The organism is Mesorhizobium sp. M0306 (assembly GCF_040321655.1).
Lineage (GTDB): Bacteria > Pseudomonadota > Alphaproteobacteria > Rhizobiales > Rhizobiaceae > Mesorhizobium.
This window is the reverse complement of the sequence record NZ_JAMYRY010000007.1, coordinates 133,233-158,559: the sequence shown is the minus strand read 5'-3', so window position 1 is coordinate 158,559 and position 25,327 is coordinate 133,233. Positions and strand designations below refer to the sequence as shown.

26 protein-coding genes and 1 pseudogene are annotated in these 25,327 nt (G+C 64.1%); 13 read left to right on the top strand and 14 right to left on the bottom strand.

Annotated elements, in window-relative coordinates; translation table 11 throughout:
• Nucleotides 1–63: 63 nt before the first annotated feature.
• From NKI95_RS13490 to NKI95_RS13450, 9 genes and pseudogenes are all read right to left on the bottom strand, one after another.
• Nucleotides 64–303, bottom strand: a complete 240-nt coding sequence (locus tag NKI95_RS13490; RefSeq protein WP_352717270.1) for a DUF680 domain-containing protein — start codon at nucleotides 301–303, stop codon at nucleotides 64–66.
• 68 nt (nucleotides 304–371) lie between these two features.
• Nucleotides 372–578, bottom strand: a complete 207-nt coding sequence (locus NKI95_RS13485) for a DUF680 domain-containing protein (RefSeq protein ID WP_352717269.1) — start codon at nucleotides 576–578, stop codon at nucleotides 372–374.
• A gap of 71 nt (nucleotides 579–649) precedes the next feature.
• Nucleotides 650–853, bottom strand: coding sequence for a DUF680 domain-containing protein (locus NKI95_RS13480; protein WP_352717268.1), 204 nt, complete (start codon nucleotides 851–853; stop codon nucleotides 650–652).
• A 442-nt stretch (nucleotides 854–1,295) separates the two neighbouring features.
• Nucleotides 1,296–2,045: an FAD-binding oxidoreductase gene (locus NKI95_RS13475; protein WP_352717266.1), complete on the bottom strand. Its 750-nt coding sequence runs from the start codon at nucleotides 2,043–2,045 to the stop codon at nucleotides 1,296–1,298.
• Nucleotides 2,042–2,653, bottom strand: a complete 612-nt coding sequence (locus tag NKI95_RS13470) for a molybdopterin-dependent oxidoreductase (RefSeq protein ID WP_352717264.1) — start codon at nucleotides 2,651–2,653, stop codon at nucleotides 2,042–2,044. Before NKI95_RS13470 ends, NKI95_RS13475 begins: the two co-directional genes overlap by 4 nt.
• A 133-nt stretch (nucleotides 2,654–2,786) precedes the next feature.
• Nucleotides 2,787–4,317, bottom strand: a pseudogene (locus NKI95_RS13465) (DegQ family serine endoprotease).
• 362 nt (nucleotides 4,318–4,679) lie between these two features.
• Nucleotides 4,680–5,405 carry an MBL fold metallo-hydrolase gene (locus NKI95_RS13460; RefSeq protein WP_352717263.1) on the bottom strand — a complete coding sequence of 242 codons (726 nt, stop codon included), beginning with the start codon at nucleotides 5,403–5,405 and terminating at the stop codon, nucleotides 4,680–4,682.
• Nucleotides 5,406–5,421: 16 nt separating this feature from the next.
• Nucleotides 5,422–6,588: a diphosphate--fructose-6-phosphate 1-phosphotransferase gene (locus tag NKI95_RS13455; RefSeq protein WP_352717262.1), complete on the bottom strand. Its 1,167-nt coding sequence runs from the start codon at nucleotides 6,586–6,588 to the stop codon at nucleotides 5,422–5,424.
• A gap of 96 nt (nucleotides 6,589–6,684) precedes the next feature.
• Complete coding sequence (locus tag NKI95_RS13450) at nucleotides 6,685–7,449, bottom strand: L,D-transpeptidase (protein WP_352717261.1); 765 nt, start codon at nucleotides 7,447–7,449, stop codon at nucleotides 6,685–6,687.
• Nucleotides 7,450–7,637: 188 nt separating this feature from the next.
• Here NKI95_RS13450 and NKI95_RS13445 point away from each other — a divergent pair, with 188 nt between their 5' ends.
• The 3 genes from NKI95_RS13445 to xylB all read left to right on the top strand — a co-directional run bounded on the left by NKI95_RS13445 (nucleotide 7,638) and on the right by xylB (nucleotide 11,242).
• Nucleotides 7,638–8,261: a LysE family translocator gene (locus NKI95_RS13445; protein ID WP_352717259.1), complete on the top strand. Its 624-nt coding sequence runs from the start codon at nucleotides 7,638–7,640 to the stop codon at nucleotides 8,259–8,261.
• A gap of 9 nt (nucleotides 8,262–8,270) precedes the next feature.
• Nucleotides 8,271–9,596, top strand: coding sequence for a tetratricopeptide repeat protein (locus NKI95_RS13440; RefSeq protein ID WP_352717257.1), 1,326 nt, complete (start codon nucleotides 8,271–8,273; stop codon nucleotides 9,594–9,596).
• Nucleotides 9,597–9,787: 191 nt separating this feature from the next.
• Complete coding sequence (xylB, locus tag NKI95_RS13435; RefSeq protein ID WP_352717374.1) at nucleotides 9,788–11,242, top strand: xylulokinase; 1,455 nt, start codon at nucleotides 9,788–9,790, stop codon at nucleotides 11,240–11,242.
• 197 nt (nucleotides 11,243–11,439) lie between these two features.
• On the opposite strand, the gene NKI95_RS13430 is transcribed toward xylB, so the two are convergent.
• On the bottom strand, nucleotides 11,440–11,799 hold the full coding sequence (locus tag NKI95_RS13430; protein WP_352717255.1) for a nuclear transport factor 2 family protein: 360 nt from the start codon (nucleotides 11,797–11,799) through the stop codon (nucleotides 11,440–11,442).
• Nucleotides 11,800–11,909: 110 nt separating this feature from the next.
• Between NKI95_RS13430 and xylA the strand changes: the two genes are divergently transcribed.
• Complete coding sequence (gene xylA, locus NKI95_RS13425; RefSeq protein WP_352717253.1) at nucleotides 11,910–13,235, top strand: xylose isomerase; 1,326 nt, start codon at nucleotides 11,910–11,912, stop codon at nucleotides 13,233–13,235.
• Nucleotides 13,236–13,318: 83 nt separating this feature from the next.
• Here the strand turns inward: xylA and NKI95_RS13420 are convergent, their stop codons facing one another.
• Entirely contained in the window at nucleotides 13,319–13,951 is a 633-nt protein-coding gene (locus NKI95_RS13420) for a TetR/AcrR family transcriptional regulator (protein WP_352717252.1), read from the bottom strand.
• A gap of 93 nt (nucleotides 13,952–14,044) precedes the next feature.
• Between NKI95_RS13420 and NKI95_RS13415 the strand changes: the two genes are divergently transcribed.
• Both NKI95_RS13415 and NKI95_RS13410 read left to right on the top strand, forming a co-directional pair.
• On the top strand, nucleotides 14,045–14,701 hold the full coding sequence (locus NKI95_RS13415; RefSeq protein WP_352717250.1) for an O-methyltransferase: 657 nt from the start codon (nucleotides 14,045–14,047) through the stop codon (nucleotides 14,699–14,701).
• A gap of 166 nt (nucleotides 14,702–14,867) precedes the next feature.
• Nucleotides 14,868–15,077 (top strand): hypothetical protein, encoded by a 210-nt coding sequence (locus NKI95_RS13410; protein WP_352717249.1) that lies wholly within the window; start codon nucleotides 14,868–14,870, stop codon nucleotides 15,075–15,077.
• A 6-nt stretch (nucleotides 15,078–15,083) separates the two neighbouring features.
• On the opposite strand, the gene NKI95_RS13405 is transcribed toward NKI95_RS13410, so the two are convergent.
• Nucleotides 15,084–16,064 (bottom strand): GlxA family transcriptional regulator, encoded by a 981-nt coding sequence (locus tag NKI95_RS13405; protein WP_352717248.1) that lies wholly within the window; start codon nucleotides 16,062–16,064, stop codon nucleotides 15,084–15,086.
• Nucleotides 16,065–16,140: 76 nt separating this feature from the next.
• Here NKI95_RS13405 and bcoG point away from each other — a divergent pair, with 76 nt between their 5' ends.
• The 7 genes from bcoG to NKI95_RS13370 all read left to right on the top strand — a co-directional run bounded on the left by bcoG (nucleotide 16,141) and on the right by NKI95_RS13370 (nucleotide 23,973).
• A complete protein-coding gene (bcoG, locus tag NKI95_RS13400; protein WP_352717247.1) occupies nucleotides 16,141–17,052 on the top strand; it encodes a 3-dehydrocarnitine:acetyl-CoA trimethylamine transferase BcoG in 912 nt (303 codons plus the stop codon).
• 37 nt (nucleotides 17,053–17,089) lie between these two features.
• Nucleotides 17,090–17,719 carry an HD domain-containing protein gene (locus tag NKI95_RS13395; protein ID WP_352717246.1) on the top strand — a complete coding sequence of 210 codons (630 nt, stop codon included), beginning with the start codon at nucleotides 17,090–17,092 and terminating at the stop codon, nucleotides 17,717–17,719.
• A complete protein-coding gene (locus tag NKI95_RS13390; RefSeq protein ID WP_352717244.1) occupies nucleotides 17,716–18,789 on the top strand; it encodes a carnitine 3-dehydrogenase in 1,074 nt (357 codons plus the stop codon). The genes NKI95_RS13395 and NKI95_RS13390 overlap by 4 nt, the downstream gene beginning before the upstream one ends.
• A 2-nt stretch (nucleotides 18,790–18,791) precedes the next feature.
• Complete coding sequence (locus NKI95_RS13385) at nucleotides 18,792–19,955, top strand: acyl-CoA dehydrogenase family protein (RefSeq protein ID WP_352717242.1); 1,164 nt, start codon at nucleotides 18,792–18,794, stop codon at nucleotides 19,953–19,955.
• A gap of 3 nt (nucleotides 19,956–19,958) precedes the next feature.
• Complete coding sequence (locus NKI95_RS13380) at nucleotides 19,959–22,037, top strand: acetate--CoA ligase family protein (RefSeq protein WP_352717241.1); 2,079 nt, start codon at nucleotides 19,959–19,961, stop codon at nucleotides 22,035–22,037.
• On the top strand, nucleotides 22,030–22,812 hold the full coding sequence (locus tag NKI95_RS13375; RefSeq protein ID WP_352717239.1) for a carnitinyl-CoA dehydratase: 783 nt from the start codon (nucleotides 22,030–22,032) through the stop codon (nucleotides 22,810–22,812). Before NKI95_RS13380 ends, NKI95_RS13375 begins: the two co-directional genes overlap by 8 nt.
• Before the next feature lie 219 nt (nucleotides 22,813–23,031).
• A complete protein-coding gene (locus tag NKI95_RS13370; protein WP_352717237.1) occupies nucleotides 23,032–23,973 on the top strand; it encodes an alpha/beta hydrolase in 942 nt (313 codons plus the stop codon).
• A 46-nt stretch (nucleotides 23,974–24,019) separates the two neighbouring features.
• Here NKI95_RS13370 and NKI95_RS13365 read toward each other — a convergent pair whose 3' ends face one another.
• Both NKI95_RS13365 and NKI95_RS13360 read right to left on the bottom strand, forming a co-directional pair.
• Nucleotides 24,020–24,286, bottom strand: a complete 267-nt coding sequence (locus tag NKI95_RS13365; protein WP_352717235.1) for a hypothetical protein — start codon at nucleotides 24,284–24,286, stop codon at nucleotides 24,020–24,022.
• Between the two features lie 99 nt (nucleotides 24,287–24,385).
• Nucleotides 24,386–25,171 (bottom strand): DUF899 domain-containing protein, encoded by a 786-nt coding sequence (locus NKI95_RS13360; RefSeq protein WP_023677589.1) that lies wholly within the window; start codon nucleotides 25,169–25,171, stop codon nucleotides 24,386–24,388.
• Nucleotides 25,172–25,327 lie beyond the last annotated feature (156 nt).

Below are 25,327 nucleotides of genomic sequence, written 5' to 3'. Positions count from 1 at the left end.
CATGCAAAAGACAGGAGCGGCGGGCATGGCCCGCCGCTCTTGTTTTTAATTCCAGTTCGGCTGTTAGTTGTTGCCGAAGAGGTTGCGGTCGGCGCCCTGAGGCGCGGACTTAGGCACATCGCCAGACGAATTCAGCAGCTTGTAGATCGGCGAGTTGCTGTCACGCACCGAATACGTCTGCGTCTTGTCGACGTTGACGGTCGTCTGCTTGTTGATGTCGGTGCCGCCAACATTGTCGTTGCGGGCATCGGCGCTGCCGGCGGCAATCAAGAGAGCGGCGGCAGCAAGAACGATCTTTTTCATTTTAATACTCCTGAATTTCTCGGGTCCCGGCAGCGGGCATGCCGCCGCCTTGATGGTGGGATCGGCTGTTAGTTGTTGCCGAAGAGGTTGCGGTCGGCGCCCTGGACGACCGGCTGCTTTTCAGCCTGGTCCGACGTCTTGACGGAAGCCGTGTACGAGCTATCGACAGAAGCGGTAGGCTGGTTGGCACCGTTGGAACCATAATTGTCGCTAGCGGCGAAAGCGCTGCCGGTGATGGCCAGAACGGCGGCGGCAGCAAGAACGATCTTTTTCATTTTAATACTCCTGAATTTTTTCAGATCCCGGGCGGCGGATATGCCCGCCGCCCTGATACTGGGATCGGCTGTTAGTTGTTGCCGAAGAGGTTACGGTCGGCGCCCTGGACAGGCTGCTTGTCAGCATGAACCGGCTTCTGAATGGAAGCCGTGTACGAGCTGTCGACCGAAGCGGCAGGCTGGTTCGCACCATTGGAACCAAAGTTGTCGCTGCCAGCGAAGGCGCTGCCGGTGATGGCCAAAACGGCGACGGCGGCAAGAGCGATCTTTTTCATTTTAGTACTCCAGTATCTTAGTTTTCGGTCCGTCTAGCGGCGTGTCTTGGGAGGAATTCGCGTCGTTCGGACAGCCCCGATGTGGGAAAGCCAATGGCCAGTTTCCAATCACGAAGTTGTTTGGTGTGGACCAAGAATCTACACCTTGAAATTGTGCCAGAGATTCCCTTCGCCACAATTTTATTTATAAATATCAGTTGGATAGCCCGTAGCATCGGTCTGGCTGCAAGGTGACTTGGAGAGGCAGCGTTCACAGCGTCCTGCACGCATTGTCAACAGAAACGAACCGTTCGGTTCGATTTTTTAAAACCGATAAAAGTAGCAGCAGGGGTTGTTTATGGAATCGTTAACCATTTCAGCCAAACGCGGCCTCGCCGTTCTGCCTGTTTTCGGCCCATTTATGCCGGCCGGCGAAGGCAGCAACCGGGCAAGCAGAACCGGGTCAGACTCCGTAGCGTTCGGTGCGGATGAGTGCCGCCGGCACGCCGGCATCGATCAGTGCCTCGGCGGCGGCCGTCACGAATGCGTTCGAGCCGCAGACGAAGGCGAGCTTCAGCGGCGCGGGCAGCCTCGTCATGGCTTGCACCATCATCGCGGCGTCGATCCGCCGCGCATAATCCGCCGGACGGCGGGCCGGCTCGCGCGTCAGCGTCAGCACCAGGTCGAAACCATCCCGGCGCTCGGCGAGGTGGATCAACTCGTCGCGAAAGACCACCTCGTCCCAGACCCGCGCCGAAAACACCAGGGCGGCGGCGACCAGCGATCCCCGCATCGCCCGGTGACGGACCATCGACATCAGCGGCACCACGCCCGACCCACCGCCGACGAGCAGGAGCGGTCCGCCATCGCCGTCGGACCAGACGAAATGGCCGCCGAGCGGCCCGCGCAACTCGACCTCGTCGCCCACCGCCGCGATCTCGTGAAAGAATGGCGAGACCTCGCCGTCCTCGAGTTTTTCAATCGCCAGCTCGATGGTCTCGCCGGTCTCCGGCGCCGAGGCGATGGAGTAGGAGCGGCGCGCCTGATAGCCGTCAGGTGCAGTCAGCCTGACGTCGACATGCTGTCCGGCCCGGTAAGCGAAGGGCCGCGAGGGCTGCAGGAAAAAGCTGGTGACGCGCGGCGTACGCTTTTGGATGCGGGTGATGGTGACCGTCTGCCAGGGCGACTGCGCCGCCGGTGCGTCGCCGCTCATGGATCGTTCGTGTAGCGCTGCTCGCGCCACGGGTCGCCATAGATATGATAGCCTCGCAACTCCCAGAAACCCGGCTCGTCACGCTCGGTGAACTGCAACCCGTTCAGCCATTTGGCCGATTTCCAGAAATAGAGATGCGGAACGAGCAGCCGTGCCGGGCCGCCATGGTCGGGGGTGATCGGCCTGCCCTCGTAAAGCAGCGCCACCATCGCCTTGCCGCCGGTGAGATCCTTCGTCGGCACGTTGGTGGAATAGCCGTCGAAACCCAGCGCCAGCGTGAAGGCAGTGGGCGGCTCGATGCCGGCGTCGGCAAGGATGTCGTCGACCAGCACGCCCTGCCACGCCGTGTCGAACTTGGTCCATGCGGTGACGCAATGGATGTCGCGCGTCATCTTGGTCAAGGGCAGCGCGTTGAACTCGGCCCAGTGCCACTTCTTGATTGGCCGCGGCCCTTGCTTAAGCGTGAACGACCAATCCTCGGTGCGCACATGCGGCGTCGGGCCGGCCGACAGGACCGGGAAACCTTGCTCGAGATATTGCCCCGGCGGGATACGTGCATCCGTATCCGTCGGCGGCTTTCGTCCGGAAGAGAAGCCTCGGGTAACCATCGAGAATATCCGTTTGCGCAAGGTCCAATCGACCTTTGTCAGTTTTCTCGAAGACGCGCCCGCGGGCAACCGAAATCTTGGCTCCGGCCTGGCGGCAATGCTCTACATCGACCTTGGCAGCGCGCCGTCTGCTTCAGCCACTGGCGAAGGGCACGGCGACAAACATCTGGGCGTCGCCACGCTCGACAAGCAGCAGCACCGATTTCTTGCCAGATTTGGCAGCCTGCACAATCGCCTGGTTAGCCTGCCTGGCGCTCCTCACCGGATGCTGGTCGACGGTGACGATGATGTCGCCGGGCTGGATGCCGGAAGCCGATGCCGCCTTGTTCGGGTCGACGCGCTCGACCAGTGCGCCGTGCTGGTTGCCTGCCAGGTTCATTGCCTGGCGCACATCCGGGGTGACGTCCATCAGGCCGAGACCGAGCGCCGGTGCGCGAAAGCCCTGCTCCGTCGACGGCTGACCCTGATCGCCTGTCACCGATCCCGTTGCCATGTCGTCTTCGTTGCGCCCGACCTCGACGGAGATCTGCAGGCTTTGCCCCTTGCGCCAGACACTGAGGGTTTCCCTCGTGCCGGGCGCAACGTCGGCGACGGCGCGCGACAGATCCCTTGGATCCTTTATGTCCTGGCCAGCGAAGCTGGTGATGACGTCGCCGGTCTCGATGCCTGCCCTGGCGGCCGGCGATCCGTCGCTGACCTGCGCGACCAGCACGCCGGCGGGGTGATCGAGGCCGATGGCGCTCGCCATGTCAGGCGTCACCGGCTGGATCTGGACGCCGAGATAACCGTACTGGATGGAGCCGCCTTTCATCAGCTTGGCGACGACCTTTTGCGCCTGGTCCGAGGAAGCCGACGCCGACGCTGCCGCCATTCGGCGAAAAGATCGCCGTGTTGATGCCGACGACATTGCCGTTCACATCCGTCAGCGGGCCGCCGGAATTGCCCCGGTTGATCGGCGCGTCGATCTGGATGAAGTCGTCAAACGGCCCGCTGTGCAGGTCGCGGCCGCGCGCCGAGACGATGCCGGCCGTGACCGTGGTGCCAAGGCCGAAAGGATTGCCGAAGGCGAGCACCTGGTCGCCCGGCATGAGCTTATCGGAATCGCCCCATTTGACGGTCGGCAAGGGCTTGCCGGCCTCGACCTTGAGCACGGCAAGATCGTTCTTGGCGTCATGGCCGATCAATTTGGCGGGAAGCTCGGTGCCGTCGTCGAGCGTCACCTTGATCGACTGGGCGCCGTCGACGACGTGATTGTTGGTGACGATGGTGCCGTCGGCGCCGACGATGAAGCCTGAGCCGAGGGCCTCGGTGCGCGGCGCCTGCTCCGGCGGTGTTTTGGGGGCGGGCTGTCCCTGGTCATCGAAGAAATGGCGGAAATAGTCGTCGAAAGGCGAGGTTCCGCCAAACGGCGAGGCGTCGCTCATGGTGTCCGGCTGTTGAGCTTTCATGACCGTCGTGATGGTCACCACCGCCGGTTTGTCCGCCGCCACGACCGGCGCGAACGAGCCGCTCGGCGCCGTCATGCCGGTGACGGGAGGGGTGACTGTTGCCGCCAGGACATCATTCAGCCTGGGAGCGAGAGGCAGGGCGAAGGGGCTGACAACCAGCGCGGCGCCCAGCAGAGCGGCGACGCGATGTCTGCGAAGGGTCTGGATTGGTGACATGGCCGTTGTCCGGGCGAGAGATTGGTGAAGCCACAACGTTCCGTCACCGGAACGATTCACCGGCGCGTCGGTCGTCGGCCTTGCCTGTCTCGCCTGTCACGGCAGCCGACCGGATCGACAGCCCCGCATTTAGGGCACCGATCGTCGTTTCCAGATAATATTACGAAGATTTAATTTCCGGCTGGCAACCGCCGTGCCGGGCTGGCGCCGAAACCCGAAAACAAAAACCCGCCTTGCGGCGGGTCGTTGGGGCGAATCAGCACCATACCCAAATTAGTAGCATAGCTGCCGGCACAAAGCAAGAACAAAATAGCTACCCAAGACAAATCGCTTCAGATTTGCGCCGCTTCAGCAGAGGCCTCCTATTCGCCTTTCCCGTCGGTCCGGCTGAGATAGGTGGTGGCGATCTCGCGCATTCGCCTGCCGTCGAAGCTCGGTCCATGGCCGCCATGGCCGATGCGGATCGGCAGGTCGAGCAGGCGCTGCATGGTGCGGCGATAGGCGACGCGATCCGAATCCGGCAGGTCGTCGATCAGCATGGCGTCGTAGATGGCGTCGCCGGCGAAGAAGAGGCCGTCTGCCTCGTCGAACAGCGCGATCGAATCCGGAGAGTGGCCGGGCAGATGCAGGACGCGGAATTGGCGGCCGCCGAGGTCGATCCTATCGCCCTCGTCCAGGGTCCTAGTCAGCGGCGCCGGCTGAATCCTGTAATCGGCCGCTTTCCAGCCCTTTGCCGGCAGCCTGGAGACGGCGCCTTCCAGATCATGGAACATGTAGGCGTAGGTCACCGCTTCATCCATGCTGTCGAACTGCGCGGCGCTGTGGCTCGGCCCTGCCCGCAACGGAAACTCGTGCAGCGAGCCGACATGATCGAGATGGATATGCGTGGCGACGACCAGCAGCGGCTTGCCGGCCGGCGTGTCGATCTGCGGCGCCAGCGGGCAGATCCCCATGCCGGTGTCGACCAGCAGGTCGACATCGCGGCCGCGCAAATGCCAGATGTTGGCGCGCACGAATTCATGCACCAAGGGCTCGGTCAGCATCGTCGTCTTGGCATCGACGATGGTTTTGCTGAACCAGCTGTCCATCAGATCAAGGCCGGCATCAGACGAACGGCTTGCCGATCTTGTACTTTTGCGGGACCAGCCGCTTCAGATAGGCCATCCCCGCATCGGACAGCCGGTTGACATCGGGCAGCATGAAATCATCCGGCATATGGCGCGTTTTGCCGGCGACGTTCTTCAGCGGCACCTTCTTCAGCACGGTTTTCTTGCCGTCATATTGCAGCGCCACCGAACCGCCGCCCTCGTCGGCCACCGTGACCGCGAAGGCGCCGGCGTCGAAGGCCTCCTGCGCGTCCACCGCGCTGATGGCGCCGACATAGCCGCGCGGCATATAGCCGAGCGCATCGACGCGCGCCCGCTTGCCCGGCAATCCTTCGGCGAGCGCGCGCTCCAAGGCTGCCGGCAGGTCGCTGCCCGACAGCTTGACATTGCCGTGCTGGTCGCGCTCCAGCTTTTCCGGCGGCACAAGGCTTTCGACCAGCGCCTTGCCGTCGGCGGTGCTGACGCCTTCGGAGACGGCAACGATGCAGCGCTTGTGGCGGTCGAGCGTGGCGCGCACGTCGTCGATGAAACCTGCCGCCGAGAACGGCCGCTCCGGCACGTAGACGAGATGCGGGCCGCTGTCTTGGTCGAGCTGCCATGCCGCGGATGCGGCCGTCAGGAAACCGGCATGCCGCCCCATGACGATGCCGACATAGATGCCCGGCAGAGCGCGGAAATCGAGATCGACCGAAAGGAATGCCCCGGCGACGAACTCGGCCGCCGACATGAAGCCGGGCGTGTGATCGTTCTCCTCGAGATCGTTGTCGATGGTTTTCGGCGCGTGGACGAAGGCGATCTTGCCGCCGGCGGCGTCGGTGAGGATCTGCTGCGTGCCCGAGGTGTCGTTGCCGCCGATATAAATGAAGGCGTCAGCGCCGGCTTTCTTCAAGCCGTTGAGGATGAGGTCGCAATAGGCGGCATCCGGCTTGTCGCGCGTCGAACCAAGCGCGGCGCTCGGTGTCGCCGCGATCAGCCGCAGGCGGTCCTCGGGGATGGCAGAAAGATCGACGTAATTGCCGTCACGAATTCCGCGCACGCCGTGGATGGAACCAAGGACCTTAGCGCCGGAATGCCGCTTGCGGATTTCGAGCGTGGCGCCCACCACGGTCTGGTTGATGACGGCGGTCGGGCCGCCGCCTTGCGCGATGACAAAAGTTCCGGACATTGTTCACGTCTCCCGGGCGATGAAAATCGCAGGCACATTCGCCTGTCTTGCGGCATCGCGCAACGGCAGAGTGATCGCTGAAAGGGAAGCCGCCGATCAGACGACGACGACCGGATTCTTCTTGGAGACGCGGCTGTAGAGGTCGATGATGTCCTGGTTGATCAGGCGCACGCAGCCCGACGACATCGCCTGGCCGATGCTCCACCATTCGGGCGAGCCGTGGATGCGATAGCCGGTGTCGCTGCCGTTCTGATAGATGTAGAGGGCACGCGCGCCGAGCGGATTGTCGAGGCCGCCCGGCTGTCCGCTTTGCCATTTCAACAGTTCCGGCCTGCGGGCGATCATTTCGGGCGGCGGGGTCCAGACCGGCCATTCCTTGCCGTACTGGATGTTGGCGCGGCCGGACCAGCGGAATCCGTCCTTGCCGATGCCAACGCCGTAACGGATCGCCTCGCCGCCGGGCTGCACCAGATAGAGCAGCCGCTCCTGCGAGTGAACGACAATGGTGCCGGGCTGCTCGCCGGTCGGATCGACGACGATCTGGCGGCGAAACTCCGACTTGACCTTGAGATAGGGCACTTCCGGCACATTGAAGCCACCGTCGGTGAGCGACGCGTACATCACGTCGGGGCTGGTAATGTTCTTGTCGACGCTGATGCTCGGGCGGATGGGCCGGATCGAGCCGGTGGTGACGTCGTCGAGCTGCAGCGACGGCAGATCCAGCGTCTGGCTGCAGCTGGCGACGCCGAGCAGCGCCAGCGCGCCGGCGCCGGACAGCACCGTGCGGCGGGAAAGCTGTATTTCGGTTTTGATTGCGTCGCCGGTGTGCGGCAGCGACAGACCTTGCGGCAACTCACGCATTTACCCAAACCCTACGCTATCGGCGGGAAACACGGTCCGGCCGGATAGCAGGCATTTTCACCAATCATGGTTGAAAAAGCGTGAAGGCCGGCCGGCTGGCGTTAACGAGGGGCTTTTTCGATTTTTGCCTCTTTACATCTGCGCGAGGCCAAGGATTTATCCTCTTCTTTGAGCTCGAGGAGAAGAAAATGTCCTTCGAAAACTGGGCCGCCTTTGCCGCCGCCTCGGCAGTCCTTCTGGTCATCCCGGGCCCGACCATCCTGCTGGTGGTGTCCTATGCGCTCGGCCAGGGCTGGCGTACCGCGCTGCCGATGGCAGTCGGCGTGGCGCTCGGCGACTTCACCGCGATGACACTGTCGATGCTGGGCATCGGCGCGCTGCTGGCGGCGTCGGCCACCGTGTTCACCGTGCTGAAGGTGATCGGCGCCGGCTATCTGATCTATCTCGGCATAAAGTTGTTTCGCGCCGGCGGTGCGCTCAGGGCCGAACCGCGCACCGATGCGGTATCGTCGGCGAAAATGACGGCGCATGCCTGGCTGGTCACCGCGCTCAATCCGAAAAGCATCACCTTTTTCGTCGCCTTCCTGCCGCAGTTCCTCGACCGGCATGCGGATTTCTGGGCACAGATGCTGATCTTCGAGATGACCTTCCTGGCGCTCGCCTTCGCCAATGCCTTCGGTTATGCGCTGATCGCGGCAAGGGCGCGCAACGTGGTGCGCAACCCGAAGGCGATCCGCATCTTCAATCGCACCGGCGGCACGCTGCTGGTCGGCGCCGGGATCGCGACGGTGGCGATGCGATCGGGCAACTGAGGACAGACCATGGCGGTCAGCGATGCATTCGGCTTGACACTGTCCGGCGCGACGGAGGCCGGGCTCTCGTCCTACAGCCGGGCTGCGCGCGAGTTGCAGTGCTTCATCGGCGATCCGGTCGGTACAGTTGACCGGGCAATCGCCGACGATCCCGGCTTCGTCATGGCGCATGTGTTCAAAGGTTATCTCTTTGGCCTTGCCACAGAGCGCGAAGCGACGGCGCTGGCCAAGGCATGTCACGAGGCAGCGCTGCCGCTTGCCGCGACGACGCGCGAGCAGGCGCATGTCGCCGCCCTTGGCCACCTTGCGGAGGGACGCTGGCACGAGGCCGCCCGCGTGCTGGAGGATATCGCCATCGAGTTTCCGCTCGATGCGCTGGCGCTGCAGACCGGCCACCAGATCGACTTCTTCACCGGCAATGCGCGCATGCTGCGCGACCGCATCGGCCGCGCGCTGCCGTCCTGGCAGAGCGGCATGCCGGGCTATCACGCCATACTCGGCATGCAGGCCTTTGGGCTGGAGGAAATGGGCGACTACGCGCGCGCCGAAAAACTTGGCCGCACCGCAGTCGATCTCGAGCCGCGCGACGGCTGGGCCCAGCATGCGGTGGCCCATGTCATGGAGATGCAGAGCCGGCAGAAGGACGGCATTCTGTGGATGCGCGCCAATCCCGAAGCGTGGACGCGGGAAAGCTTCCTGCAGGTGCACAATTGGTGGCACCTGGCGCTGTTCCATTATGATCTCGGCGAGACCGACGAGGTGCTGGCGCTCTATGACGGGCCGATCTATGGCGAGCGCTCGACGCTGGCGCTCAACATGGTCGATGCCTCGGCGATCCTGTGGCGGCTGCATCTCGGCGGCGTCGATGTCGGCGAGCGCTGGACGGCACTCGCCGCCAACTGGTTGCCCAAGGCCAGCGCCGGCCATTATGCCTTCAACGACGCCCACGCGATGATGGCGTTTGTCCGCGCCGGCCTCGACTCGCCGGCCCGCAGCCTGCTCGAGGCGCAGCGCGAGGCGATGCAGGGCAAAGACGACAACGCTGCTTTCACCCGGGATGTCGGCTATCCGCTGACGCTCGCCATCAAGGCATTCGGCGAGGGCAATTATGCCGAGACGATACGCCTGATCCGGCCGATCCGGGCGATCGCCCATCGCTTCGGCGGCAGCCACGCACAACGCGACGTCATCGACCTGACGCTGATCGAGGCGGCATTGCGTTCCGGTGATGGCGCGCTGGCGAGGGCGCTTGCGGCGGAACGCGCACTGGCACGGCCGAACAGCCCGTTGTCGGCACTGTTTTCACGGCGCGCAACCGCTCTCGCAGCGAATTGACCAGGGCCACGTCTTGCCTTAAAAACTGCCCCGGCCAGATTTTTTCGAGTGTCGAAAAAATCTTCGCGTGTTGACCGGAGCGCGTTTCCGGCGGCACGATTGCCGGGATATCTTCGCCGCCTTTGTCGCAGGACTGGGCAGGGAAGCAAGGAAGACCGTCGCCGCCAGGCATGACGGACATGGGAGGAAACATGTATCTCGGCCTCGATCTCGGCACGTCGGGCGTCAAGGCGCTGCTGATCGATGCGGCGCAGGGCATCGTCGGTTCCGGCCATGCGTCGCTCGACGTGTCGCGTCCGCATCCCGGCTGGTCCGAACAGAACCCGGCCGACTGGACCCGCGCCTGCGAAGCGGCGATCGCCGAGCTGAGGTCCATGCATGCGAAGGAACTCGCGGCGGTCAAAGGCATCGGCCTTTCCGGCCATATGCATGGCGCCACCCTGCTCGATGCCGCCGACCAGGTGCTGCGTCCCTGCATCCTGTGGAACGACACACGCAGCCACGCCGAGGCGGCTGTACTCGATGCCGACCCGCGCTTTCGCAAGCTGACCGGCAACATCGTCTTTCCCGGCTTCACCGCGCCGAAGCTGGCCTGGGTGAAAAACAACGAACCGGCTGTTTTCGCCAAGGTGGCAAAGGTCCTGCTGCCGAAGGACTTTTTGCGGCTCTGGCTCGCCGGCGAGCATATTTCGGAAATGTCGGATTCGGCTGGCACGTCGTGGCTCGATGTCGGCAAACGATCCTGGTCCGCCGAACTGCTCGCCGCCACGTCGCTCGACGAAAGGCAGATGCCGTCATTGGTCGAAGGAACGGCAAAGGCCGGTGCCTTGCGCAGCGAACTGGCTGCGAAATGGGGCATGCAGGCGGGCATCCCGATCGCCGGCGGCGCCGGCGACAATGCGGCCTCGGCCTGCGGCATGGGCACGGTCGGCGCCGGCCAGGCTTTCGTCTCGCTCGGCACGTCGGGCGTGCTTTTTGCCGCCAACGCCTCCTATCTGCCCAATCCGGAAAGTGCGGTACACACCTTCTGCCACGCACTACCCGGCACCTGGCACCAGATGGGCGTCATCCTATCGGCAACCGATTCGCTCAACTGGCTGTCGGCAATCGCTGGAAAAAGCGCCGGCGAGCTGACCGCCGAACTTGGCGATGCGCTGCAGGCGCCGACCGGCGTCTCCTTTTTGCCCTATCTCTCGGGCGAACGGACGCCGCACAATGATTCCGCCATTCGTGGCGCGTTTACCGGGCTTGCACACGAGACCGGCCGCGCCGCGCTGACCCAGGCCGTGCTCGAAGGCGTCGCCTTCGCCTTCCGCGACAGCCTCGACGCGCTGGCCAAAGCCGGCACGACGCTGACCCGGGTGACGGCGATCGGCGGCGGCTCGCGTTCGCGCTACTGGCTGAAGGCCATCGCCACCGCGCTTGGCCTGCCAGTCGAAATTCCCGCCGACGGCGATTTCGGCGCCGCGTTCGGTGCGGCCCGGCTTGGCCTGATCGCAGCGACCGGCGCCAATCCGCGCGCCGTGTGCACGGCGCCGGCGACGGACACCACGGTCGAGCCGGTCGCCGCCCTCGGCGATGCCTACGCGGATGCTTATCAGCGCTACCGGGCGCTTTATCCGGCGATCAGGGCTGTAACCGCGTGAGCTGGCGCTTACCCCCCTCTGGCCTGCCGGCCATCTCCCCCTCAAGGGGGGAGATCGGCAGCGTCGACGGCTATGCCAGTCTTGCAAGATCGGTGATTGGCGAAGGCGGAAAGGCCAGCCAATCTCCCCCCTTGAGGGGGAGATGCCCGGTAGGGCAGAGGGGGGTGCTTGGCCCCCACTTTGCCGAGATTTCCTCACTACGCCGGCAGCTTGTCGAGAAAGCCGGTGATGCTTTTCAGCCGGCCATTTTCGATGACGCCGATATCGGTGCCTTCGATGATGGACTCGACGCCGTCCGGCCCGAGGTTCCAGGAGAAGCGGATGGTATCGGCGAAGCCGTCCGGCTTGCCTTTCAGCGAGAACCTGAAGCCGGCAAAGCGCTGCTGCACGCCGTCGATCAGCGCGGCGATGCCGTCATGGCCATTGCCCTGCATGATCGGATCGCGGTAGCCGATGTCCTCGGTGAAGGTCGCCTCGAGCAAGGCTTTCCTGCGCGCGGCGTCACTCTCGTTCCAGACGGCGATGTAGTTTTCGGCAATGGTGTTGAGGTCGGTCATGGTCTGTCTCCTTCGTTGGGTGGCTTTGACATGAGCCTTTTCGACCAGCGCCAGCGCGAAACCAATTACGCCTGAGGTAATCAGGCCGAACCATGCGAGAGGAAAAGAACATGAGCAGCGGTTTTTTCGGCGACATCCAGCAGATCAAATATGAGGGACCGGATTCGATCAATCCGCTGGCCTACCGGTTCTACAATCCCGACGAGATCGTCGCCGGCAAGCGGCTTGAAGACCATCTGCGCTTTGCCGTCGCCTATTGGCATTCCTTTGCCTGGCCGGGCGGCGATCCGTTCGGCGGCCAGACGTTCGAGCGGCCGTGGTTCCCAAAGGCCGGCGGCACCGACACGATGGAGCTGGCCAAGCTCAAGGCAGACGTCGCCTTCGAGATGTTTTCATTGCTGGGCGCGCCTTATTTCTGCTTCCACGATGCCGATGTGCGGCCGGAGGGCCGGGACTTTTCCGAAAGTGCGGCGCGGCTCGACGAGATCGCCGATTATTTCTCCGAAAAGATGAAGCAGACCGGCGTCAAGTTGCTTTGGGGCACGGCGAACCTGTTCTCCAACCGCCGTTTCATGTCGGGCGCCGCCACCAATCCCGATCCGGACGTCTTTGCCTATTCGGCGGCGACGGTGAAACACTGCATCGACGTCACCAAGCGGCTGAACGGCGAGAACTACGTGCTGTGGGGCGGCCGCGAGGGCTATGAGACACTGCTCAACACCGACCTTGCCCGCGAGCAGGAACAGGCCGGCCGTTTCCTCAACCTGGTCGTCGACTACAAGCACAGGATCGGCTTCGAAGGCACCATTCTGATCGAGCCGAAGCCGCAGGAGCCGACCAAGCACCAGTATGATTACGACGTCGCCACCGTCTATGGCTTCCTCAAACGCTTCGGACTGGAGAATGAGGTCAAGCTCAACATCGAGCAGGGCCACGCCATCCTGGCCGGCCATTCGTTCGAACATGAACTGGCGCTGGCCAATGCGCTCGGCATTTTCGGTTCGATCGACATGAACCGCAACGACTACCAGTCGGGCTGGGATACCGACCAGTTCCCAAACAATGTGCCGGAGATGGCCCTAGCCTACTACCAGGTGCTGCAGGCCGGCGGCTTCAAGACCGGCGGCACCAATTTCGACGCCAAGCTCAGGCGCCAGTCGCTCGATCCGCAGGATCTGCTGATCGGCCATATCGGCGGCATGGATTGCTGCGCTCGCGGCCTCAAGGCGGCAGCGCGCATGGTCGAGGACAAGGCGCTGTCCGCTCCGCTCGCCGAGCGCTATGCCGGTTGGGATGCGGCCGAGGCCAAGGCGATGCTTGCCGGCAAGCGCACTCTCGAGGAGATCGCCGAGCGCGTCGTCAAGGAGAAGATCGAGCCGCAGCCCCGATCCGGCCGCCAGGAGCTGCTCGAGAACATCGTCAACCGGTACGTCTGAGGCGTACCCGGTTCGCGGCCGCATTGTTCAGCGGCCGCGGGATAAAGAGCACTTTCCGCGGGGCTGAGACCGACGACAAGGTCTTAGTCGTGATCGAGGCCTCTCAGGTAGGCGCAAAACATGTCGGCCATGGCGTCGGCGTAGGCTTCGATCTCCGCGGAAGTTCGGGGCGCCTCCGAGAACTGCTTCCCCACCGTGCTGAGCGTCGACACGATCAAGTCGCCGGCCAATTCGCGAGTCACTTGCGCGGCGTTGGGCAACGCCTCCTGCATGAAGAACTGGATGGTGCGGTCTCCGGACGCCCTTGCCGCCTGCGCCTCAGGCGCATCGCGGTAAAGCGGCGCGGCGTCGTCGAGCGCCACACGCACCGCGGCCTCGTCACACTCCGAGCGGAGGAAGGCGTGGACCAGGCCGCGCAGCCGTTCAAGCGGCGGTTTCCTGATATCCTCGAGGATGTCGCGCAGCAAATCGGTCGTCTGCCGCCATTCGTCGCTCTGGAGCCGGAACAGGATCGCCGCCTTGTTCGGAAAATACTGATACAGCGATCCGACACTGACGCCGGCCTTCTCGGCCACCCGTGCCGTGGTGAAGCGCTGTGCGCCTTCTTTCGCCAAAACCTGAACAGCAGCCTGCAAAATCGCAGCGACGAGTTCCGCCGAGCGGACCTGCTTGGGCTGTTTTCGCGAGGAAATCCGCGGACTTCGGTGATCGCTCATTGAGAGGCGCGCCAATGCGATTAGTGAATGCGAATGATTAGTCGTATTTTGAATGCCGCACAAGAACGCATTCAACTTTGACTGGAGACCGCTATGACCACACTGACGACAAAGCCGCTCGCGCCCCTGCTGGACCGCCTGTTCGAGGAAGCCGCTGCGGCAACGAGCCCTGCAGTGGCGGAGCTCTCCGCCGAGGAGCGGAGCCGCCTGGTTCGAAGCAAGACCGAATACGTCGAGCTCTATGGGCGGCTAAGGGACCTCTGGCTTCCCGTTTCGCGAGAGACCGGTACGCTGCTCTACATGCTGGCACGAGGCAGTGGCGCACGGACGATCGTCGAATTTGGAACCTCGTTCGGCATCTCGACCCTGCACCTTGCCGCAGCCTTGCGGGACAATGGCGGCGGCCGCCTGATCACCAGCGAGTTCGAGCCATCCAAGGTGACGCGCGCCAGGAGTAATCTGACAGCAGGCGGTCTCATTGACATGGTGGAAATCCGCGAAGGAGACGCGCTGCAAACATTAAGCGTCGATCTTCCCGAAACCGTCGACCTGCTTCTGCTCGACGGCGCCAAAGCGCTCTATCCCGAGATCTTGAGTCTGGTTGAAAACCGCCTCAGGCCGGGCGCCTTCGTCGTTGCCGACAACGCCGATCTTTGCCCCGAATACCTCGAGCGGGTGCGCTCGACCGGGAGTGGCTACATGTCCACGCCGTTCGGCGAGGATGTTGAACTGTCGATGCGGCTTGGCTGAAGCACTTCCTGACCTGCCGGAACGATCGTGCCCAAGATGAGCGGCGGCGGACAAAACTTTGCCCGGCATCGCCCATCAATCGCCTCGCTCTTGCCTTCAAACAGCCGTCACGAACCTCCTATAGTGTGGTTCGTGGCGGGAATCAGAAAGAAGGAGGCGAAACGATATGCAGCACGAACGCGAAATCGACGCCCTGCTCTCATCTGGCGAGGCCGGATCGATCATCGACCGGCTGATGGCGCTGCCGCACCCGAAGCGAGGTGCGTTGAGCGCAAACGAATGGGATCGCGCGGTCGCCAGCCGCTTCGAGACCCATCTTGCGAGACAGATGCGCTCGCAGATCGACGGCAACAGCGTCCGCCAGGACGCTGCCTGACCCCTACTATCTCTGGCGCAGCCTGACCGGCGCTTCGCCGAACGCTCTTGAAAACGCTCTGGAAAATGCCGCGGCGGACGAAAACCCCGTTCGCCCGGCAATGTCCGCCATGGCGATGCGCGTGTCGACCACCAGGCGGCGCGCGGCGCCGAGGCGCAGCCTGAGGTAATAAGCGCCGGGCGTTTCGCCGATCGACTTGCGAAAGATGCCTTCCAGCGTCCGTGCCGTCACCCCGGCGCGCTTTGCCACTGCGGCTATGGTCAGCGGCTGGTCGACATGCGCTTCCATCAGCCGGATGGCTTGCGCCAGCCTGGGATCGTAGCCGTCAAGACGGCCGAGCGAGACCAGCGGCTGCGCGTCCGTCGCGGCGCGCGCCTGGTCGTAGATGAAGACGCTCGCGACATCGAGCGCCACGGCCATGCCGAGCCGCGTGCGGATCAGATGCAGCATCAGGTCGAAGGTCGGCGAGGCGCCGCCTGTGGTGAACACCGGGCCATCTATGACGTAGCGGTCGGGGCGCACGTCGACGCCGGGAAAGGCCGATGAAAAATCCTCCATATCCTCCCAGTGGGTGGTGGCGCTGCGCCCCTCCAGCAAGCCCGCGCGCGCCACCAGCCAGGTGCCGGCCTCGACGCCGCCGCAGGCGCGCGCCGCGCGCGCCGCCCGGCGCAGTCCGGACAGCAGGGCCGATGTGGCGTAGTTCTGCGTGCCGAAGCCGGCGACGACGACCAGCATGTCGGTTGTGTCAGCCGCATCGAAGCGGCCGCTGACCGCCACCGGCAGGCCGCATGTGGTGACCGGCGCCTCGCCTGTGACCGAGACCAGCCTGAAATCGAACAGCGTCTCGCCGGCGATGCGGTTGGCGGCGCGCAACGGATCGACGGCCGAGGCGACGCACATGATCGACGAGCCGGAGAACACCAGCAGCGTCACCTTGAGCGGCAAACGCTCGGCGCGAAAGATCGTCGGTTTTTCGTTTTTCGTCACACGATCTTCGTAAAACGCAAAACAGTTTCCGGCAAGTCAGGCATTCTTGCCCTACGTTCTATTGGGAGAGAGTCCGATGCCGCTTGCGATGAACCGTGAGGTCTTCATTACCTGTGCCGTGACCGGGTCCGGCGGTTCGCAGGACCGCAGCCCGCATGTGCCGCGCTCGCCCAAGCAGATCGCCGATTCGGCCATCGAGGCGGCAAAGGCAGGGGCTGCGATCGTGCACTGCCATGTGCGCGATCCCGAGACCGGCAAGCCTAGGCGCGACGTGCATCTCTATCGCGAGGTAACCGAGCGCATCCGCGCGGCAGACGTCGACGTGGTTTTGAACCTGACTGCCGGCATGGGCGGTGACATGGTGTTCGGCCCGCCGGAGAAGCCGCTGCCGCTGAACGAAAAAGCCACCGACATGGGCGGTGCCAGCAACCGCATGGAGCATGTGCGCCAGTGCCTGCCGGAAATCTGCACGCTCGACTGCGGCACGATGAATTTCGCCGAGGCCGATTATGTCATGACCAACACGCCCGGCATGCTGCGCGCCATGGGCGGCATGATGACGGCGCTCGGCGTCAAGCCGGAGATCGAGGCCTTCGACACAGGGCATCTGTGGTTCGCCAAGCAATTGGTCGAGGAAGAAGTGCTGAAGCCGGACGCGCTGGTGCAATTGTGCATGGGCGTGCCGTGGGGCGCGCCGGACGACCTCAACACCTTCATGGCGATGGTCAACAATGTGCCGCCAACCTGGAACTGGTCGGCCTTTGCCATCGGCCGCAACCAGATGGCCTATGTCGCGGCCGCGGTGCTCGCCGGCGGCAATGTCCGCGTCGGGCTGGAGGACAATCTCTGGCTCGACAAAGGCGTGCTGGCGACCAATGCGCAACTGGTCGAGCGGGCGGTCAGCATCGTGTCGAATATGGGCGCCAGGGTCATCGGCCCGGACGAAGTCCGCAAGAAGCTGAACCTGACGAAGCGCGCACCGCTTTGAGCAAGGGCGGGAAGAACCCGGTTGGGAGGAGCCGCCGATGAAGACCGTGAAGTTCACCGCCATGAAGGACGGCGACCGCGAGGATTACGCCTTCCTCACCGAGCACGAGATCGACTACGCGGCAAAGACCGGCGAACGGCTGCTCAATGCGCTGGTCCAACTCGACGAGGGCCTGTCGGGCTACAAGATCACCCGGCTCGGCCATTCGCTGCAAGCGGCAACACGGGCCTGGCGCGACGGCGCCGACACCGACTGGATCGCCTGCGCGCTGCTGCACGATATCGGCGACATCTATGCACCCTATAATCACGACGAGTATGCGGCGTCGATCCTGAAGCCTTTTGTGCGCGAGCAATGCACCTGGGTGGTGGAGAAGCACGGCGACTTCCAGCGTCTCTATTACGCCCATCACCTCCGCGGCAATCCGCACGCCCGCGACCGTTTCGCCGGGCACATGTATTTCGACGATTGCGATGAGTTTTGCGAGCGCTGGGACCAGTCGAGCTTCGACCCGGATTTTGAGACATTGCCGATCGATTTCTTCCGGCCCTTCGTGCTCGAAGTGTTCGCGCGCAAGGCCTATGACGCGTCCGTGATCCGTGCCGGCGAGCGTGTCGCCCTCACCGACCCCGCAACAGCCAGGACAAGAACCGGAGCCTCCGCATGAGCATCATCAACAAGGCGGCCGCCATCGGCGGCGGCGTCATCGGCGCCGGCTGGGTGGCGCGGCTGCTGCTCAATGGCATCGACGTGTCGATCTTCGATCCAGATCCCGAGGCGTCACGCAAGGTCGGCGAGGTGATGAAGGGAGCGCGACGCGCCTACAAGCAGATGCTGCCCGGCGGCCTGCCGAAGGAGGGCAAGCTCACCTTCGCCAAGACGATCGCCGAGGCGGTGGCAGATGCCGACTTCATCCAGGAAAGCGTGCCTGAGCGGCTCGACCTGAAGCACCGCGTGCTGGCCGAGATCGACCTTTATGCGCCGGCCAACGCCATTGTCGGCTCCTCCACCTCCGGCATCAAGCCGACCGACATGCAGGTGGCGATGAAGAAGCATCCGGAGCGGCTGGTCGTCGGCCATCCGTTCAACCCCGTCTATCTCCTGCCGCTGGTCGAAATCGTCGGCGGCGAACAGACCTTTCCCGAGGCGATCGAAGTCGCCAAGGAGATGTATGCCTCGATCGGCATGAAGCCGGTGGTGATCCGCAAGGAGATCGAGGCCTTCGTCGGCGATCGCCTGCTCGAAGCGGCCTGGCGCGAGGCGCTGTGGCTGATCAAGGACGGAATCTGCACGGTCGAGGAGCTTGACGACATCATGCGCTACGGCTTCGGCCTGCGCTGGGCGCAGATGGGCATGTTCCAGGTCTATCGCGTCGCCGGCGGCGAGGCCGGCATGCGCCACTTCATGGCGCAGTTCGGCCCGTGCCTGAAATGGCCATGGACCAAGCTGATGGACGTGCCGGAGTTCAACGACGAGCTGGTCGAGCTGATCGCCACCCAGTCGGACGACCAGGCGCACGGCCTGTCGATCCGCGAGCTCGAAAAGATCCGCGACGACAATCTGGTCGCCATCATGGAGGCACTGTCGAAGCAGAACAAAGGCAAAGGCTGGGGTGCCGGCGCCTTGCATAAGGACTACACCAGGCAGCTGGCCAAGCTTGCGGCGAAGAAGCCCGTTGCCTCCAAGGCGGCCGAAAAGGCCAAGGCTGAAAAGGCGAAGAAAAAGAAGAAAGGCTGACCATGGATTTTGGTCTTTCGGAGGAGCAGAAGCTCATCGTCGAGACGACGCGGGCGTTCGTCGAGAACGAGCTTTACCCGCATGAGCGCGAAGTGGAGCGTACCGGCGTGCTGCGCCGCGAGCTGATCGAGGAGATCAAGGCCAAGGCGATCGAAGCCGGCCTCTATGCCGCCAACATGCCGGCCGATGTCGGCGGCGCCGGGCTCGATACGGTGACCTGGCTGCTCTATGAAAAAGAACTCGGCCGCGCAAATTACGCGCTGCACTGGACCTGCGTGGCGCGGCCTTCCAACATCCTCCTTGCCGGCACGCCGGAGCAGCGCGAGAAGTATCTGTTCCCGTGCATTCGCGGCGAAAAATGGGATTGCCTGGCAATGACCGAGCCGGGCGCCGGCTCCGATTTGCGCGGCATGAAGGCAACCGCCGTGCAAGACGGCGACGACTGGGTGCTGAACGGCACCAAGCATTTCATAAGCCACGCCGACCTCGCCGATTTCGCCATCGTCTTCATGGCCTCGGGGGAGGAAGAGTCTTCGCGTGGAAAACGCAAGAAGATCACCGCCTTCTTCGTCGACAAGGGCACCAAGGGCTTCACCGTGCGCGACGGCTACCGTAACGTCTCGCATCGCGGCTACACCAACGCCATACTCGAATTCGACGATTGCCGGCTGCCCGCAAGCCAGGTCCTCGGCGAGGTCCACAAGGGTTTCGATGTTGCCAATTCATGGCTCGGCGCGACCCGCCTTCAAGTCGGCGCCACCTGCCTTGGCCGTGCCGAGCGGGCGCTCGGCCACGCCATCGAATATGCCGCGCAGCGCCAGCAGTTCGGCCAGCAGATCGGCAAGTTCCAGGGCGTGTCGTTCAAACTCGCCGACATGGCGACCGAGTTGAAAGCCGCCGACCTGATGGTGTTCGAAGCCGGCTGGAAGTACGATCAGGGCACCGTCACCGATCAGGACATGGCCATGGCCAAGCTGAAGGCCACCGAAATGCTTGCCTTCGTCGCTGACGAGGCGATCCAGATCCATGGTGGCATGGGGCTGATGGACGACCTGCCGCTGGAACGCATTTGGCGCGACGCCCGTGTCGAGCGCATCTGGGAAGGCACGTCGGAAATCCAGCGCCACATTATTTCGCGGGCGCTGCTGCGCCCGTTCGGGGGCTGATCGATGCACAGACTTGAACGTCTCCTGCGTCCACGCTCCATTGCAGTGTTCGGCGGTGCGCAGGCGGCTGCCGTCGTCGCACAATCGATCAAGATGGGCTTTGCCGGCGAGATCTGGCCGGTGCATCCGAGCAAGGACGAAGTCGCCGGCCGCAAGGCCTATCGCTCGGTGGCCGAGTTGCCCGGTGCGCCGGATGCCGCCTTCATCGGCGTCAACCGGCACTTGACCATCGAAGTGGTCAAGGCGCTGGCCGAGCGCGGCGCCGGCGGTGCGGTCTGCTTCGCCGCCGGCTTCCTCGAAACCGAGGCCTATGACGAGGACGGCGAGCGGCTGCAGGCCGAGCTGGTCGCGGCGGCGGGCCGGATGCCAATCATCGGGCCGAACTGCTATGGGCTGATCAATTACACCGACGGCGCGCTTTTGTGGCCCGACCAGCATGGCGGCATCAGGCTACCAGAAGGCGGTCGCGGCGTTGCCATCATCACCCAGTCGTCGAACATCGCCATCAATATGACGATGCAGAAGCGCGGCCTGCCGATCGCCTTTCTGATGACCGCCGGCAACCAGGCGCAGACCGGGCTTTCCGAAATGGCGCTCGGCCTGATCGAGGACGACCGTGTCACCGCGCTCGGCTTGCATATCGAGGCTTTCGATTCGGTAGCCGGCTTCGAAAGGCTGGCGGCACGGGCACGCGAGCTGAAGAAGCCTGTTATCGCCATGAAGGTCGGCCGCTCCGAGCAGGCGCGGCAGGCGACCGTCTCGCATACCGCGTCGCTGGCCGGCTCGGACGCAGCGTCCGGTGCCTTCCTGAAGCGGCTCGGCATCGCCCGCATCGATTCGATCCCGGCCTTCATCGAGGCGCTGAAGCTGCTGCACGTCACCGGCCCCCTGCCCGGTTACCGGCTGTCGTCGATGAGCTGTTCGGGCGGCGAGGCATCGGTGATGGCAGACAGCGCCGAAGGCCGCTGGGTGACGTTTCCGCCACTCACCCCCGAGCACCGCGCGCATGTCAAATCGACGCTCGGGCCGTTGGTCGCGGTGGCCAACCCGCTCGACTATCACACCTTCATCTGGAACAACGAGCCGGCGATGACCGCCACCTTCACCGCCATGGTGTCTGGCGGCTTCGACCTCAACATGCTGGTGCTCGATTTCCCCCGCCCCGACCGCTGTTCGGACACGGACTGGTGGGCGACGCTGCGCGCCTTCGAAGCGGCGCTGAAGACCAACAGCGCGCAAGGCGCGATCGTCTCCTCGCTGCCGGAGAACTTGCCCGAGGAATACACTGCCGGCCTGATGGCGCGGGGCATGGTGCCGCTGTTCGGCATTTCCGAGGCCATGGACGCCGCCCAGGCGGCGGCCTTCATCGGCTGGGCCTGGCGCGAGCCGCGGGCGCAGCCGATCGACACCTCGGCGTCCGGCGCGCCGGCCGGCGACCATGTCACGCCGGACGAGGCCGAGGCGAAGGCGCGGCTCATCGAGGCCCGGCTCCCCGTGCCGAAGGGCGAGCGCGCCGGCAATGCGGTCGAGGCTGTGATCTCCTCGATGGCGCTCGGCTTCCCGGTGGCGCTGAAGGCCCTTGGCGTCATCCACAAATCCGAGCTCGATGCGGTCCGGCTCAACCTCAGGGATGCCGAATCCGTTAGCACCGCGGCGCATGACCTCGGCCCGCTCGGCACTGGGCTTTATGTCGAGCGCATGGTGCGCGATGGCGTCGCCGAGCTGCTGGTCGGCTTCACCCGCGACCCGATGTTCGGCGCGGTGATGACGCTCGGCACCGGCGGCGTGCTGGTCGAGCTGTTGCGCGACAGCGTCACGCTGATGCTGCCGGCGACCCCCGACGATATCGAGGCCGCTTTGCGCGGGCTGAAATTGTTCCCGCTGCTCGACGGTTATCGCGGTCGGCCGAAGGCCGACGTCGCGGCGGCAATCGATGCGATATCAGGCATTGCCGGCTTCGTGCAGCAAAATGCCGGCGAAATCGAGGAGCTCGACATCAATCCGCTGATCGTCTGCACCGAGGGCAAGGGCGCCTGGATCGCCGATGCGCTGCTGGTGCTGGGAGACAAGAAGAATGGCTGAAATCATCACCACCCGCCGCGAGGGCACGATCCTCGAAGTGACGCTCGACCGGCCGAAGGCCAATGCCATCGACTTGAAGACCTCGCGGCTGATGGGCGAGACGTTCAAGGCGTTTCGCGACGATCCCGACCTGCGCGTCGCCATCGTCAAGACCGCCGGCGACAAGTTCTTCTGCGCCGGATGGGATCTGAAAGCCGCGGCCGGCGGCGACGCGGTCGACGGCGATTATGGCGTCGGCGGCTTCGGCGGGTTGCAGGAACTGCGCGATCTCAACAAGCCGGTGATTGCCTGCGTCAATGGCATGGCGGTCGGCGGCGGCTTCGAACTGGCGCTGTCCTGCGACCTCATCTATGCGTCGGATCATTCCTCCTTCGCCCTGCCCGAAATCCGCGCCGGCACGCTGGCCGATGCGGCGACGATCAAATTGCCGAAGCGCATCCCTTATCACGTCGCCATGGACCTTTTGCTCACCGGCCGCTGGATGGATGTCGCGGAGGCGCATCGCTGGGGCCTGGTCAACGAAGTGCTGCCCAAGGACACGCTGGAGGACCGCGTCTGGGAGATCGCCCGGCTGCTTGCCAGCGGCCCGCCGCTGGTCTTCGCTGCGATCAAGGAAACGGCCCGGGTCGCAGAATCGCTGACCTTCCAGGACGCCATGAACCGGGTGACGCGCCGGCAACTGCCGACGGTTGACGCGCTCTACGGCTCGGAGGACAATCTCGAGGGCTTTCGCGCCTTTGCCGAAAAACGCGATCCGGTGTGGAAGGGGAAATGACGCTGAGGAGATGATGGCGATCCTTCACACCCCCCTCTGCCCTGCCGGGCATCTCCCCCGCAAGGGGGGAGATTGGATGTCATCTCGACTTTCGCCAATCTCCACCGTTGACAGACGGGTTGTAAGGCCAAAGCTGCCGATCTCCCCCCTTGCGGGGGAGATGTCCGGCAGGACAGAGGGGGGTGTTCAGGCGGATTCTTTGCGATCCATTCAGCGCCCATGACCGACTACAAAAAGCTCATCGACGCCGAGACCTGGTCCTTCATCGAGCGGACCAATTCCTATTATCCGCCCGATACGATCGACTACACTATCGCCGAGCAGCGCGAGATCTATAACCGGATGTGCCGCGAGTTCTTTGCCGGCTATCCCCAAGGCGTCACGGCGGAAACCACCGCCATTGCCACGCCATGGCATCCGGTTCCAATCCGCATCTACCGCGCTCCGGCGCCGGAAACGGCGGCGATGGTGCTTTATTTCCATGGCGGCGGTTTTATGCTCGGCGGGCTCGACAGCCATGACGACCTCTGCGCCGAGCTTTGCAGCCGCACCGGCTACGAAGTGGTTTCGGTCGACTACCGGCTGGCGCCGGAACACCTTCATCCGGCCGCCTTCGACGATGCCATCAGCGCCTTCGAATGGGCGTCGACCACTTACGAACGGCCTATCCTGCTGTGCGGCGACAGTGCCGGCGGTAATCTCGCCGCGTCCGTCAGCCACGCGACGCGCGGCCATGCGCGCAAGCCGATCGGCCAGATCCTAGTCTATCCCGGCCTTGGCGGCGACAGCTCCGCCGGTTCCTATGTCACCCACGCGGAAGCGCCGATGCTTAACGTGCGCGACCTCGTTTTCTACAAGGACATCAGGACCGGTGGCGAGGACCGCACCGGCGATCTCACCTTGTCGCCGCTCGCCGACGCCGACTTTGCCAATCTGCCGCCCACCATCGTGATCACCGCCGAATGCGACCCGCTGTCGTCGGACGGCGAAGCCTATCGCGATCGCATCGTTGCTGCAGGCGGGCGCGCCTGGTGGTTCGAGGAGCCGGGACTGGTGCACGGCTATTTGCGCGCCAGGCACACGGCCGGCCGCGCCCGCTCGAGCTTTACCCGGATTGTCGATGCGGTAGCGGTTTTGGGAAGGGGCGAGTGGATCTGGTGAGGGATGTCTTCCCGACCAGAACGGGCCTTTGTCGGCCGGTACAGCTCTATTTGCGGCGGCGTCGCCGGCCGGAAACCCGCTTCAGCCAAGGTCCCAAATGAAAGGCGCTCATCAGCAGGTACATCGGGACCATGCCGCCCAGCGGTGACGCCTCTTGGCCGGTCGAGCACATCATATCCGGCGCTCCGCCGAGAAGCGTCAGCAGCGCCATGGTTGCGAAGGTCGGCGCGGCCGCAAAGGACAGCCAATCGGCTGCACTATGGCCGGCCGGGCTCGCATCGCCGGCGGATCCGCCTGCATGAATCTCGCTCATGTCCGTTGTCCCTGGTAGTGAGCGGGATGCAGTCGAATTGAACCGTGCATCCCGCTCCTCCAATTGTCCTAGCCGCATTTCCGCGACGCCAAAGACGTTCTATTCAGTGCGGTTCCGGAACGCGGCCTCTCCGGCGTCCGACACCTCGACCCACTTTTTGTCGGGAACGGCTTCGGCGCCGTAATTGTCGTGCCAGTTCCACCACTTGTACGTCGGCGTCTGCGGATAGCCCTCGGGCGAATCTTCCCAAACCTCCTGGCGGCCGAGCGGCGACAGGTCGAGATAGCTCCATACCGTCCCCATCGCCTCGTCGCCGCGGTTGTTGATGAAGTAGGTGCGAAACACGCGATCGCCGTCGCGGATGAACACGTTATGACCGTGCCACTCGTCAACGCCGAAGTCGGCATCGAAGCTGTCGGTGATGGTGTACCAGGGCATCTTCCAGTCCATCCGCGCCTTCAGCCGCGCAATGTCGGCCTGCGGTGCGCGCGAGGCGTAGGCAAGCGTGGTGTCGCGGGCGTTCAGATGGGCGAGGTTGCCGACCTGATCGGCCCCCAGCGAGCAGCCGCGGCAAGCGTGGTCGGGCCAGCCGAATACGCCGGGCTCGAAGAAGGCGCGGTAGACGATCAGCTGACGGCGGCCCTCGAACAGGTCGAGCAGGCTGACCTTTCCGTCGGGCCCTTCGAACGTATAGGTCTTCTCCACCGCCATCCACGGCATCCGCCGGCGCTCGGCGGCCAGTGCGTCGCGAGCCCGGGTCACCGTCTTCTCCTTCACGAGCAGTTGCTGGCGCGCGGCTTCCCACGCGTCAGGCGAAACGACCGGTGGTGTCTTCATCGCGAGCCGCGTCGTCTGCTCGCCTGTGCCATTCTGATGTGCCGTCATTGTGCATCTCCCTTGCTGGTTTGTCGCCGCAGGCGCGACGGGTTGGGTCGTGAGATAGGATAGGGGCGATAGCAGATTGGCGAGAGTGACAAGTGTGACGCGATTCCGACGGGTTCGCTGATCACTGCCGACTTTGCCACCCGTGGCGCCCCCGCG

Bases quoted from the DNA above. Each gene is read 5' to 3' on its own strand.
- NKI95_RS13485 (WP_352717269.1), bottom strand. From the start codon at position 578: ATGAAAAAGATCGTTCTTGCTGCCGCCGCCGTTCTGGCCATCACCGGC.
- NKI95_RS13470 (WP_352717264.1), bottom strand. From the start codon at position 2,653: ATGGTTACCCGAGGCTTCTCTTCCGGACGAAAGCCGCCGACGGATACG.
- xylB (WP_352717374.1), top strand. From the start codon at position 9,788: ATGTATCTCGGCCTCGATCTCGGCACGTCGGGCGTCAAGGCGCTGCTG.
- NKI95_RS13395 (WP_352717246.1), top strand. From the start codon at position 17,090: ATGAAGACCGTGAAGTTCACCGCCATGAAGGACGGCGACCGCGAGGAT.
- NKI95_RS13375 (WP_352717239.1), top strand. From the start codon at position 22,030: ATGGCTGAAATCATCACCACCCGCCGCGAGGGCACGATCCTCGAAGTG.
- NKI95_RS13410 (WP_352717249.1), top strand. From the start codon at position 14,868: ATGCAGCACGAACGCGAAATCGACGCCCTGCTCTCATCTGGCGAGGCC.
- NKI95_RS13415 (WP_352717250.1), top strand. From the start codon at position 14,045: ATGACCACACTGACGACAAAGCCGCTCGCGCCCCTGCTGGACCGCCTG.
- NKI95_RS13385 (WP_352717242.1), top strand. From the start codon at position 18,792: ATGGATTTTGGTCTTTCGGAGGAGCAGAAGCTCATCGTCGAGACGACG.
- NKI95_RS13480 (WP_352717268.1), bottom strand. From the start codon at position 853: ATGAAAAAGATCGCTCTTGCCGCCGTCGCCGTTTTGGCCATCACCGGC.
- NKI95_RS13430 (WP_352717255.1), bottom strand. From the start codon at position 11,799: ATGACCGACCTCAACACCATTGCCGAAAACTACATCGCCGTCTGGAAC.
- NKI95_RS13490 (WP_352717270.1), bottom strand. From the start codon at position 303: ATGAAAAAGATCGTTCTTGCTGCCGCCGCTCTCTTGATTGCCGCCGGC.
- NKI95_RS13370 (WP_352717237.1), top strand. From the start codon at position 23,032: ATGACCGACTACAAAAAGCTCATCGACGCCGAGACCTGGTCCTTCATC.
- NKI95_RS13445 (WP_352717259.1), top strand. From the start codon at position 7,638: ATGTCCTTCGAAAACTGGGCCGCCTTTGCCGCCGCCTCGGCAGTCCTT.
- bcoG (WP_352717247.1), top strand. From the start codon at position 16,141: ATGCCGCTTGCGATGAACCGTGAGGTCTTCATTACCTGTGCCGTGACC.
- NKI95_RS13365 (WP_352717235.1), bottom strand. From the start codon at position 24,286: ATGAGCGAGATTCATGCAGGCGGATCCGCCGGCGATGCGAGCCCGGCC.
- xylA (WP_352717253.1), top strand. From the start codon at position 11,910: ATGAGCAGCGGTTTTTTCGGCGACATCCAGCAGATCAAATATGAGGGA.
- NKI95_RS13455 (WP_352717262.1), bottom strand. From the start codon at position 6,588: ATGTCCGGAACTTTTGTCATCGCGCAAGGCGGCGGCCCGACCGCCGTC.
- NKI95_RS13440 (WP_352717257.1), top strand. From the start codon at position 8,271: ATGGCGGTCAGCGATGCATTCGGCTTGACACTGTCCGGCGCGACGGAG.
- NKI95_RS13460 (WP_352717263.1), bottom strand. From the start codon at position 5,405: ATGGACAGCTGGTTCAGCAAAACCATCGTCGATGCCAAGACGACGATG.
- NKI95_RS13475 (WP_352717266.1), bottom strand. From the start codon at position 2,045: ATGAGCGGCGACGCACCGGCGGCGCAGTCGCCCTGGCAGACGGTCACC.
- NKI95_RS13380 (WP_352717241.1), top strand. From the start codon at position 19,959: ATGCACAGACTTGAACGTCTCCTGCGTCCACGCTCCATTGCAGTGTTC.
- NKI95_RS13450 (WP_352717261.1), bottom strand. From the start codon at position 7,449: ATGCGTGAGTTGCCGCAAGGTCTGTCGCTGCCGCACACCGGCGACGCA.
- NKI95_RS13420 (WP_352717252.1), bottom strand. From the start codon at position 13,951: ATGAGCGATCACCGAAGTCCGCGGATTTCCTCGCGAAAACAGCCCAAG.
- NKI95_RS13360 (WP_023677589.1), bottom strand. From the start codon at position 25,171: ATGACGGCACATCAGAATGGCACAGGCGAGCAGACGACGCGGCTCGCG.
- NKI95_RS13390 (WP_352717244.1), top strand. From the start codon at position 17,716: ATGAGCATCATCAACAAGGCGGCCGCCATCGGCGGCGGCGTCATCGGC.